This window comes from Yersinia sp. 2542 StPb PI (genome assembly GCF_048593855.1).
Taxonomy (GTDB): Bacteria; Pseudomonadota; Gammaproteobacteria; order Enterobacterales; family Enterobacteriaceae; genus Yersinia; species Yersinia enterocolitica_E.
Genome location: NZ_JAZGQA010000032.1, coordinates 19,670 through 30,682, shown reverse-complemented (window position 1 = coordinate 30,682; position 11,013 = coordinate 19,670). Strand labels below are relative to the sequence as shown.

Here is an 11,013-nt window from a genome sequence, read left to right as displayed (position 1 = left end):
TTTTGGATTGTCACTGCGATAGTTTTGCGAACTTAATCTATTAGTAATAAGAATATCGACTTCATCTAACATGCATATTTTACAAAATGCATACTGGTCAAATTTACTGGAGTCGGCCAATAATATTTTTTGGCCCGAAACTTGTAACATAACTTGTTTTAACTTGGCGTTAATATCATTGCCATCACGCACCCCACTTTCCTGATTAATACCCTGGCAAGAGAAGAAAAAAGTATTGATCTGGAAATTGCGGATAGCATTCTCCGCCACCGGGCCATGGAAGTCATCATGGCGAGCAGAATACTCACCGCCAATACCAATGATGCGCACTTTGTCACGGCAGGCCAGTGCCTGGATAATCTTCACTGAGTTGGTGACGACGGTAATCTCAATGTCTGGGATTTGGCGTGCCAGAAACCAGCAAGAGCTACTGTTATCCAGTAAAATACAGTCGCCCGGATGGATAAATTGTAATGCTGCTTTAGCAATTTTCATTTTAGTATCAGGGTGTTCCTCCGTACGTTTACGGAAGGATTCGGCCCGATCAATAGCATTAAGGCTGTAGTGGGTCTCTTTAATATCAATGACGGAGAGATCAGGGCCATCCAGTGCCACCGCGCCACCAAAGCTACGGATCAGTTTTTGCTTTTTTTCCAGCACCGTCAGGTCACGGCGAATAGTTTCTCGCGAAACCTGGCATAATACCGATAACTCAGTTACCTGCGCCGAGCCTTGCTGCTGCACATGGCTACAGATGATTTTATAGCGTTCGGCTTGTAACATATTTACCTCAAAAATTGTCTTAGCGCTTAATGCTAAAAAGCACCCGTAGCACCCGTAGCACCCATGCTGCTATACCTGAAGTGGTTGGCATTGCAGGTAGCACTTCTGCGGCTTCAAATACGATGATGGTATATTGGTATTTATCTGCTGTTTATACAGTGACTGAATTCAAGTATTGCTTTAAGGAATATTTTTCGCTGAGATTGTGTGGTGAAGGTCACATATATTAATTACTGATCCATTTAATTATCATAAATAATGTGATTCATACCTCATATTAAGGGCCTCTTTGCCTTACGAATGGTCAATCTTGGTAATAAAAACACACATTCGGGCATGGTAAGCATGCCCGAATGTGACCGAATACAACCGATTTCTTTTGTTTGATGATTGACTCGCCTTTCATCCTCTTTAATTTAGCCATAAATAGAGTTAGGTTAGTTTGCAGCCGGATATTATGTTTGGGGATAGATAAAGCCTGGGCTGAATAATAGCTTTTGAATGACGGATTTAAGTTAGTTGTTTTTAATTAACAGTTTTCTTATTTATTAGGCTCATTGCCAATGATGGCTATTTATAGCGAGTTGCTTGTTTAATTACAGCCATTAAATAATCTAACGACATCATGTGCGTTATTGGTGATTGTTAATTGCCGTACTGAATATTATTTCATGAGGTGGCATCATGTTAGAACAGTTAAAACAACAGGTTTTTGACGCTAATTTAGCATTACCAAAATATAAGCTCGTGACTTTTACCTGGGGTAATGTCAGCGGTATTGATCGTGAGCGCGGGTTAGTGGTGATTAAGCCCTCTGGTGTTGAATACGAGGCCATGAGTGTGAATGACATGGTGGTGGTGGATTTGGCAACCGGTAAGGTGGTGGAGGGAAATAAAAAACCGTCTTCCGATACCGATACCCATCTGGTGCTATACCGGGCCTTTCCCGAAATAGGTGGTATTGTCCACACCCATTCTCGCCACGCCACCATTTGGGCGCAGGCGGGTAAGTCGCTCTCAGCATTAGGCACCACCCATGCTGATTATTTCTATGGCCCCATCCCATGCACCCGCCTTATGACTGATGCCGAAATTGCTGGCGACTATGAGTATGAAACCGGCAATGTCATTGTCGAAACCTTTGCCCATCAGGCGTTAAGTGCGGGGGAAATTCCGGCGGTTCTGGTCAATGGCCATGGCCCGTTTGCCTGGGGTAGCGATGCGGCCAGTGCGGTGCATAACGCGGTAGTGCTGGAAGAAATTGCTTATATGAACCTGTTTACTCATCAACTTCGGCCTGCGGTGGCTAATATGCAGCAAACATTGTTGGATAAACACTATCTGCGCAAGCATGGTGCAAAAGCCTATTACGGTCAGTAAGGTGAAGGGCAGCTTAGCGGCGTAGAGCAAGTCTGCGCCATCAGTTACTCTGCATCGACATTGGAGATGACCTGTTCTACATCATCCAGCGTCCCGATTTTTACCTCTCCCGTTCGGCACATTTTACTTTTGTCGATCAGTAAGATGGATTGCGTGGCCCGTTTTAACAGCATGGTCTTGAATTCGGCATTAAACGGGTTTGAATCCCATAAGGTACCGTCGGCATCAATGCCTTCGCACGAGAAAATAAACAGATCAATTTCGATGGTTTTTAGCAGTGAAAAGAGTGCGGGGTTAACGTAGCAGGCATATTTACGCTGTAAGCGGCCACCGGCACTGATCAACTCAATATTTTGGTGTTTCACCAATTCCTGGCAAATCCGCACACTATTGGTAAACACCGTTATATCGATATCGGGCAGCTTTTTGGCTAAATACCAGCAGGTGGAACTGGCATCCAATGCGATCACCATGCCACTGTCAATCAGTGACAGGGCATGGTCGGCAATGCTGGCTTTGCTGGATAGGTGACTTTTTAGCCGGGTGGTGAAAGGATCGCCGCTGTCTTTGGTGGCACGCTTAATGCTTTTGGCGCGCCCGTGCTGGCGGATGATCAGCCCTTGCGCCTGTAACTCGTTCAAGTCACGGCGAATGGTCTCTTGGCTGACCTCAAGTAACTGAGCCAGATCTGCGGTTGTCAGCGTTTCATGCTGTTTGATATGTTGCAGGATTTTCTGGTGACGAGATGCTTTCATGATCCTCTCCGTCAGCAAAGCCATGTATACATTGATTGATATTAATATATTGGTTAATACCAACACATCAGTTAATACCAACAAAGAGTACATGGCTAAAGGGATGAGGTTACGTGATCACGGGTTTAAAAAACAGGCGTCACCCCCTTCTTTAACAGAATATTACCGTATTTGGCGGTCTCTCCGGTGATGACGATGGCATAGGCTTGCTGAGCGCGCTGATAAAACGCAAAACGATCAATACGTTCCACTGGCAACGCTTCCTGGCTACCAAACAGGGCATGTAAATAGCGTTTTTCAACCGCGGCATCAAGGGTGTCGCCTGCCACCGCGGCCATCATTACCAATGGTGGTGCGTAGCTGTCCAGTTCAAATAACGGAATAGTGGCCGCTAGCAATGCACTAACAGATAAACCATCGGCATGAATCACCAACGGGCCACCGTTTTTTCCAATCGCGTGCGCCGGGAAATGGGCATCCGAAAAGATTATTTCATCACCGTGCCCCATCTCTGCCAGCGTTTTTAGCAGTTGTGGTGACAGTAATGGCGAAATAGTTTTAAGCATGAATGGCTCCTTCAGTAATGGGATATGGGCTGTCGCTCAGTGCCTGATAAAGCGGTTGTTGCTCGCCAGGCTGATAGTATTGATAGCGGTAATTGACCTGCCCCCGCGCTTGTTCAGCACTGCGGTAATAGCCAGTGGCACTCCAGACAAACAACGCCGCCCCCAGAACCGTAGTTTCAGCTTCATCAATTACTTTGATGGGCAGATTGAGCACATCGGCTTTGATCTGGTTCCACAAGGTATTACGGCTACCACCGCCAACCAGCAGCAGTTCGCGGGTACGGAATTCACCAATCTCTTCGAGTAATGACAGATTGCTTTTTAACTGCCAGGTAAGGCTTTCCAACGCAGAACGGTAAAAATGCCCGCGCCGCGCCGCCAGCGAGACCCCTTGCCAGCCGCCCGATTGATGATGCTGAGCACTGCCCAGTAGGTTGCAATTCATACGTATGCCGTTTGCCCCGGGAACGATAGCCTCAGCTTCACTAATCATTTGCTGGTAGACCTCGGCACTGGCTTCGTTATGCCAATACAACTGCCGCACCCATTCCAGTACCCCTGAAGCCAGCCATTGCAAACCTGGGTTAAACAACCTTGGGCAGCTATCAAGTTCACAAGTGGAACCGGCAAATTGTGGCAATAGTGTCGTATTCACTTTTGGGGTCCGAACCATCAGAATTTCCCAGGTACCTGATGACAGTACCGGTTGATCCAAATCGGCACCCGAACCAAATAATGCAAACTGGGTATCGTGACCGGCTGATATCACCGGCAAACCCGCGGGTAACCCTAACTCTGCGGCGATATCTGGCAGTAGCTGACCAATGATTTCACCGGCGGCCACCATTGGTGGGAATAAATCAGCGTGAATACCGATCTTTTGTAAAATCGTGCTGCTGAATTGCTCACGTTTCACATCCAACAGTTGGCTGGTGCCAGCCATGGTGCGGTCGGTGGTAAATTCTCCGGTGAGGCGATGGTTGATTAAAGATGAAATAAACAGCCAGGCATGGGCTTGTTCAACTAAATCGGGTCGATTTTCCTGTAACCAAATCAACTTGTATAAGGTGTTAAAACTGAACTGACCGATACCGGATATTTGCTGTAACTTTTCAGCAGACATATAGCGGGAGATACTCTCCATCACCGCCACGGTACGCGGGCATTTCCAACTGATAATGGGGTACAGCATTTTGCCGTTGGCATCCACCAATGCACCGTCTACACCGAAGGTAGTGACAGTCATGCCATGGATCTTATCCTGATGAATCTGTGGCAGTAATTGGCGGCAACACTGAGCGAAACTGTGCAAGATGCCATCGAGCGGCCATAACTGCCATTGCGGATTAGCCGGATCGGGTTGGCTGTGGTTCGGCATCACAGCTTTCGCCACCACCACACCTTGAGGATCGACTGCGATCGCCCGGATATTGGTTGCGCCGCAATCTAAAACAATGACCACATCGCGCTTCATAAATGCTCCTGTTACTGCTGTCAGGCAGAAAATGTCTTGCCACGGGGGGCGAATAACGTGGAACGAAGGGAATATGGGGCGTCGAGGCGGTAACGATGTGAGTCGCTAAACCCTCGGGGCACGATAAACCCTTCGTTCACCTTGCTGACAGCAAGGGTTGTTTTATGACTCAGGTAAGGAGTGCTCCACACCTGCGACCCTGCTCAAACATCACATTATCTTTTATACAATGGGCCGTAGTTTTGGCAGGCGCGGTAATCCTGCCCTTCGATATCCATACCGTGCGCGCCCCACGCAGTTGGCCGGTAAACACTCTCTTCTTCGACGTTATGCATGCACACCGGGATGCGTAACATCGAGGCGAGTGTAATCAGGTCCGCCCCGACATGGCCGATGGTCAGCACGCCATGGTTAGCTCCCCAGTTCGCCATTACCGAGTAAACATCGCTGAATGGCCCTTTGCCGGTCAGGCGTGGAGCAAACCAGGTGGTTGGCCAACTTGAATCGGTTCGCTTGTCCAGGGTGTCGTGAACGGATTTCGGTAATTCGACACTCCAGCCCTCGGCAATTTGCAAGACCGGCCCGACGCCTTTAATCAGATTGATACGGCTCATGGTGAATGGCACACCGCCACGGGTCAGGAAACGCGAAGAGAAGCCACCGCCACGGAAGTATTCATGGATAGCGGGGCACCATTCGGTTGCCGCCAGACAAGCATCGGCTTCTTGCTGGCTCACTTGCCAGTGCGGTTTGATGGTCGGTTTACCTTGCGCATCGTTTTGGCGGCAAGTGCCGTCCAACGCGGCAGAACCGGAGTTAATCAGATGGATAATGCCGTGTTCGGCAACCCCCTCCAGTTGATGGCCGGTAACCCGCTGTACCGCTTCCGGTGACCAGTAGGTACGGACATCCGCAAAGATCTGCGCGGTGCCGGTCAGGGTATGGCCAAATAGCATCGCCACGCCGTTCAAACTGTCGTTTTCGGTGGCGACAACCATCGGTTCGCGCACGCCATTCCAGTCGAACGAACTATTCAGCAAGGCTTCAGCGGTATCACCATTTGGATATTGATCGGTCCAGTGGCGCTGACCCTGGAAACCGGCAGCAATGGCGTTATAGCCCAAGGCTTCCTCACCAAAACCTTTCGTTGCCAGTGTTGGATTACCTTGCATCATGTCGCGGATACATAACGCCATTTGCAGGCTTTCACGCAGTACCGCGCGGCTGCTTTCCGCTGAACGGCGGTATTGTTCTGCGTTTTTATCCGGTCCGTATTTAAAGTTTTTATCTGCCCATGACAACGCCAGCTCTAGCTCTTGCTCGTCATAGATTTTCTGATCAATGCGGCGGCGCAACTCTGTCATATCGACCGCTTGCACTTTCATTCCTAACCAGGATTCAAAGAAGTTATGGTCAACAATGGAGCCGGCAATCCCCATGGATACCCCACCGAGAGAGAGGTAACTTTTGCCCTTTAAGCTGGCAACGGCTAAACCTGCGCGAGCGAAGCGCAGCAGTTTTTCCTGCACATCGGCAGGGATGCGGGTGTCATTAGCATCCTGCACGTCATGGCCGTAAATAGAGAAGGCTGGCAATCCTTTTTGATTGTGCGCCGCCAGTGCTGCTGCCAGATAGACCGCGCCAGGGCGTTCGGTACCATTAAAGCCCCAAATAGCTTTCGGGCGGAACGGGTCCATATCAATGGTTTCGCTGCCGTAGCACCAACAAGGTGTCACCGTGATGGTTAGGCCAATATTCTGTGCGCTGAATTTATCGTCACAGGCGGCGGATTCTGCCATGCCGGCAATGCAGGTATCAGCAATGACACATTCAACGGGCGTGCCGCAAGGATGGCGTACCACCTCTTGCAGAAACTCTGCGGTGGCACGGGCCATTTTCATGGTTTGCTCTTCCAGCGATTCACGTACACCCATTCTGCGTCCATCAATGACCGGGCGAATGCCAATTTTAGGTAATTGAATTGTCTTTTTCATTATTAGTCCTTGTGTTCAGTAGCAAGAATTTAATGTTAATTTGTCCGTTACCCGTATTATTAATTAACGGGAACTGTTTTGTACTTGGCAAAAATAAAGATAATGGCAAAACATAAAGCAGGAATAATTTCAGCCGTAGGTATATTCCCTGCCGCATCGCTAACTAATCCCATGATCGGGGTGACGATACCACCACCGACAATGGTCATAACAATAATAGATGCGCCATATTTAGTGTCTTGATTTAGATTCTTAATGCCTAATGAGAATATGGTTGGGTATTGGATTGACATAAACATACTGCACAGGGTGAGTGCTAATAATCCAATGTGTCCGCCGAAGGCCGCAGAGATAATACATAACAGCATAGAGATAAATGCATAAGCCGCTAAAACTTTCTCTGGTGCGAAACGAGTAATTAACCAGGTGCCACTGAATCGACCGATAAAGAAACATACCATGGTGGCCGTTAAATAATTAGCCGCATATCCCGGTGTGATATTCGGTAGCTCTTCAATGGCATAACGAATTAAATAGCTCCAACATGCGGTTTGTGCGCCAACATAACAGAACTGTGCTAATACCGCCCAGCGCCAATGTGTTATCTTTAATAACCGTGGTAGTGATGCAAAGAAAGAACCGTTATGCGAATCATCCGATTCACTTTTTATTGCCGGGAAACGAGTGATTAAAATTAATAGCGCAACAAAAATAACCACAGCAACAATAATCAGATAGGGTAATTGAACAGCTTTTACTAAACTATGATGATAGCTATTCAAATCCTCAGCAGACAATTTATCCAGCACTTCCTGTGTTTGGTGGGGCACATTGGAGAGTATTAAGCTTTGGCCGAACACTACCGCAATAATGGCCCCGAAAGAGTTAAAGGTCTGTGCCAGGTTAATACGGAAGTGACCGGTTTTTTCTGGCCCCAATACAGTAACAAAAGGATTGGCAGCCGTTTCCAGGCAACCTAAACCGGCAGCGATAATAAATAATCCGATTAAAAACAAGGTGTAATTCATCGTTTCGGCCGCAGGCCAGAACAATGCCGCCCCGAAGGCATAGAACAGTAATCCAGTAATAATCCCCGCCTTATAGCTAAACCTTTTCATCAATATCCCGGCAGGTATTGGGATTAAGAAGTAGCCAAAATAGAAGGAGGATTGAATCAGCCCTGCTTGAAAGTTGGTCAGGGTGAAAGCCTGCTGAAATTGAGGTAATAAAATATCATTTAGGTTGTTTGCTACTGCCCAAAGGAAGAACAGTGAACACAGTAATGCGAAAGGAATCAGATACCTTTTTTTATTTGCAGCCTCGTCACTTACCGAGGCGGAAATTTTAGTGCTATCTGTTTGTATTAAAATATTTCCCATGATGCCCTCGTCAGATACTTCACTAGTCCGAAAGTTTGTAATGTTCGACGGAATTATTTTTGTTTAATGAGTGATACTTTCTCTGGCGAGCCACAACTGCCTGAGTGACAAATTTAAATATCCTCATTGCGATAAGTCCCGTTCTTTATAAGGTAAAAATCGCTAAAAAGTATGAGCTGAATCACATTGGTAACTCAATGCTGATATTTTGTGATGACAGTCACTTTAAATAAAAACATTTCATGACCGTTTGAAATGAATTGTGTTTCAAACACACATAGGTAATGACCGATTTTTCTATTTCTGTCACAAACGGTCAATTATAGTAAAATAACCCGACATTTAATCATTCGCGTCACTTGACCGTTTGTCCATATTGTTTTTTCAAACGGACATTTCATGCAAATAAATAAGATCTAAATTGCGATTAAGTTATGAATAGTCATGACATGGCTCACATTTTGGTGTGCTTTATTTCTCAGTTGAATTAAATGAGCGAAAGATATATCCACAGTTGTTAACGCTTATTCACCTACATCCATTATTCAATGCATTTTTATATTTAGGTATTTGCATCTTAAGAGAGGAACAAATGAAGAGAGAAGCACTGGCGCGCGATATTATCAATACTTGCCTGGAAATGACCCGTTTAGGGTTGAATCAAGGGACGGCTGGCAATGTTAGTGTGCGCTATCAGGATGGATTTTTGATTACGCCCTCCGGTATTGCCTACGACAAACTGACGGAGTCGCATATTGTTTATATCGATGCCAGCGGCCACCATGAGCCTGGCAAAGTCCCTTCCAGTGAGTGGCGTTTTCATCAGGCGGTTTATCATACCCGGGCAGACGCCAATGCGGTGGTACACAACCACTCAGTCCATTGCACCGCAGTATCGATTCTTAACCGCCCGATCCCGGCGATTCATTACATGATTGCCGCTGCCGGTGGCGATGATATCCCCTGTGCGCCCTACGCCACTTTTGGTACCAAAGCGCTGTCTGAACATGTCGCCGTGGCGATGAAGCACCGCAAGGCCACGCTGTTGCAGCACCATGGCCTGATTGCTTGTGAGGAGAATTTGGCCAAAGCGTTGTGGCTTGCTCATGAAGTTGAGGTGTTGGCAACACTGCTGCTGGCTATCTTGCCGATTGTCGATGAGGTGCCGGTGTTATCCAAAGAAGAAATCAGCGTGGTACTGGAGAAATTCAAAACCTACGGTTTACGGGTTGAAGATTAGCGTGCGGGTTAAAATACCGAGAGGAATCAGTCATGAACAGAATGATTTTAAACGAAATGGCGTGGTTTGGGCGCGGTTCACTGGATGCGCTCACCGATGAAGTGACACGGCGGGGATATAAAAAAGCGTTAGTGGTCACCGACAAAATACTGATGGAGTGCGGTGTCGCGGCTTGCCTAATCAGCCGCTTGCAACAGGCCGGTCTGGATTTTGCTGTCTTTGATGCGGTAACGCCCAACCCGACAATCGCCATCGTACAACAAGGTGTGGCTGTTTTTCGCCAAAGCGAGGCGGATTATCTCATCGCGCTGGGCGGCGGTTCGCCACAAGATACCAGCAAGGCCATCGGCATTATTATCAATAATCCTGAGTTTGCTGATGTGCGCAGTTTGGAAGGGGTGGCTGACACCCGCAACGCTTGTGTACCTATTCTGGCCATTCCAACCACAGCCGGTACTGCGGCAGAAGTGACCATTAACTATGTAATTACTGATGAAGAGCGGCGGCGCAAATTTGTTTGCGTCGATCCTCATGCTATTCCGGCAGTGGCATTTATTGATGCTGACATGATGGACAGTATGCCAGCGGCCCTGAAAGCCGCGACCGGGGTTGATGCGTTGACCCACGCCATCGAAGGTTATCTGACTAAAGGGGCTTGGGAACTGACAGATGCTTTGCATCTTAAAGCCATTGAAGTCATCAGTCGTTCATTGCGGGCTTCTGTGCAAGGTGATGCCGCCGCCACCGAAGATATGGCACTTGGGCAGTATATCGCTGGAATGGGGTTCTCAAACGTAGGGCTGGGGTTGGTTCATGGTATGGCACACCCTCTGGGGGCGTTTTACAACATGCCACACGGTGTCGCCAACGCCATTTTACTGCCTTATATCATGCGTTATAACGCCGCTTATACCGGTGAACGCTTGCGTCAAATCGCGATGGCGATGGGCCTCGACAATGCCCTGAGTGGGTCATTGGCACAGGTTCGTGAGCAAACCATTCAGGCAGTAATTGAATTGAACCGTGATATTGGCATTCCGTCATCCCTGAGTGCGGTGGGTCTGCTGGCTGATGATATTCCCGCGCTGGCAGCAGCAGCCTTCGCGGATGTATGTACCGGCGGGAACCCGCGTGAAGCATCGATTGATGAAATTATGGCGCTGTATCATCAGGCTTGTTAAACAGAACGGTTATTTGTCACAGATTCATCATAAAGCAGTGAGGAGAAGGTAATCCCCACTGCTTTATTGATACCAGACAACACCCGCACTACCCATAAGGGGTAGGCTCATAACTGCGGGAAGAACTGTTTATCATCCTAACTATAATAACTGCTGTAGCTGGGCCACTGCGCTCTCATTCATGACACAACCTCTCCCGCAGAATTACTCATTTTTTTGAATTAATCGGATTTCATCTATCACGGATGTTGTCCATTTTCT

The 11,013-nt window shown here is 47.7% G+C and carries 9 protein-coding genes; 3 read left to right on the top strand and 6 right to left on the bottom strand.

Translation table 11 applies throughout. From position 1 onward, the window contains the following. Positions 1 to 783 (bottom strand): DeoR/GlpR family DNA-binding transcription regulator (locus tag V1952_RS06455; RefSeq protein ID WP_420074481.1); only part of this gene is annotated, 783 nt, incomplete at its 3' end. Between the two features lie 684 nt (positions 784 to 1,467). On the opposite strand from V1952_RS06455, the gene V1952_RS06450 reads away from it, so the two are divergent. Then, positions 1,468 to 2,163: an L-ribulose-5-phosphate 4-epimerase gene (locus V1952_RS06450; RefSeq protein ID WP_372558100.1), complete on the top strand. Its 696-nt coding sequence runs from the start codon at positions 1,468 to 1,470 to the stop codon at positions 2,161 to 2,163. Between the two features lie 44 nt (positions 2,164 to 2,207). Here V1952_RS06450 and fucR read toward each other — a convergent pair whose 3' ends face one another. From fucR to fucP, 5 genes are all read right to left on the bottom strand, one after another. Continuing rightward, complete coding sequence (fucR, locus tag V1952_RS06445; protein WP_372558101.1) at positions 2,208 to 2,942, bottom strand: L-fucose operon activator; 735 nt, start codon at positions 2,940 to 2,942, stop codon at positions 2,208 to 2,210. A gap of 101 nt (positions 2,943 to 3,043) precedes the next feature. Then, a complete protein-coding gene (gene fucU / locus V1952_RS06440) occupies positions 3,044 to 3,484 on the bottom strand; it encodes an L-fucose mutarotase (RefSeq protein WP_083160291.1) in 441 nt (146 codons plus the stop codon). Next, positions 3,477 to 4,958 carry an L-fuculokinase gene (gene fucK, locus V1952_RS06435; protein ID WP_420074480.1) on the bottom strand — a complete coding sequence of 494 codons (1,482 nt, stop codon included), beginning with the start codon at positions 4,956 to 4,958 and terminating at the stop codon, positions 3,477 to 3,479. Before fucK ends, fucU begins: the two co-directional genes overlap by 8 nt. Before the next feature lie 215 nt (positions 4,959 to 5,173). After that, positions 5,174 to 6,952, bottom strand: coding sequence for an L-fucose isomerase (gene fucI / locus V1952_RS06430; RefSeq protein ID WP_420074479.1), 1,779 nt, complete (start codon positions 6,950 to 6,952; stop codon positions 5,174 to 5,176). A gap of 59 nt (positions 6,953 to 7,011) precedes the next feature. Next, on the bottom strand, positions 7,012 to 8,331 hold the full coding sequence (fucP, locus tag V1952_RS06425; protein ID WP_420071258.1) for an L-fucose:H+ symporter permease: 1,320 nt from the start codon (positions 8,329 to 8,331) through the stop codon (positions 7,012 to 7,014). Positions 8,332 to 8,923: 592 nt separating this feature from the next. Between fucP and V1952_RS06420 the strand changes: the two genes are divergently transcribed. Together V1952_RS06420 and fucO are read left to right on the top strand one after the other, a co-directional pair. Continuing rightward, complete coding sequence (locus V1952_RS06420; RefSeq protein ID WP_005181951.1) at positions 8,924 to 9,571, top strand: L-fuculose-phosphate aldolase; 648 nt, start codon at positions 8,924 to 8,926, stop codon at positions 9,569 to 9,571. A 32-nt stretch (positions 9,572 to 9,603) separates the two neighbouring features. After that, positions 9,604 to 10,752 carry a lactaldehyde reductase gene (fucO, locus tag V1952_RS06415; RefSeq protein WP_372558105.1) on the top strand — a complete coding sequence of 383 codons (1,149 nt, stop codon included), beginning with the start codon at positions 9,604 to 9,606 and terminating at the stop codon, positions 10,750 to 10,752. Positions 10,753 to 11,013 lie beyond the last annotated feature (261 nt).

Excerpts from the sequence above, each read along its gene's own strand:
- fucU (WP_083160291.1), bottom strand. The coding sequence starts at position 3,484 with ATGCTTAAAACTATTTCGCCATTACTGTCACCACAACTGCTAAAAACG.
- V1952_RS06420 (WP_005181951.1), top strand. The coding sequence starts at position 8,924 with ATGAAGAGAGAAGCACTGGCGCGCGATATTATCAATACTTGCCTGGAA.
- fucI (WP_420074479.1), bottom strand. The coding sequence starts at position 6,952 with ATGAAAAAGACAATTCAATTACCTAAAATTGGCATTCGCCCGGTCATT.
- fucR (WP_372558101.1), bottom strand. The coding sequence starts at position 2,942 with ATGGCTTTGCTGACGGAGAGGATCATGAAAGCATCTCGTCACCAGAAA.
- fucO (WP_372558105.1), top strand. The coding sequence starts at position 9,604 with ATGAACAGAATGATTTTAAACGAAATGGCGTGGTTTGGGCGCGGTTCA.
- fucP (WP_420071258.1), bottom strand. The coding sequence starts at position 8,331 with ATGGGAAATATTTTAATACAAACAGATAGCACTAAAATTTCCGCCTCG.
- V1952_RS06450 (WP_372558100.1), top strand. The coding sequence starts at position 1,468 with ATGTTAGAACAGTTAAAACAACAGGTTTTTGACGCTAATTTAGCATTA.
- fucK (WP_420074480.1), bottom strand. The coding sequence starts at position 4,958 with ATGAAGCGCGATGTGGTCATTGTTTTAGATTGCGGCGCAACCAATATC.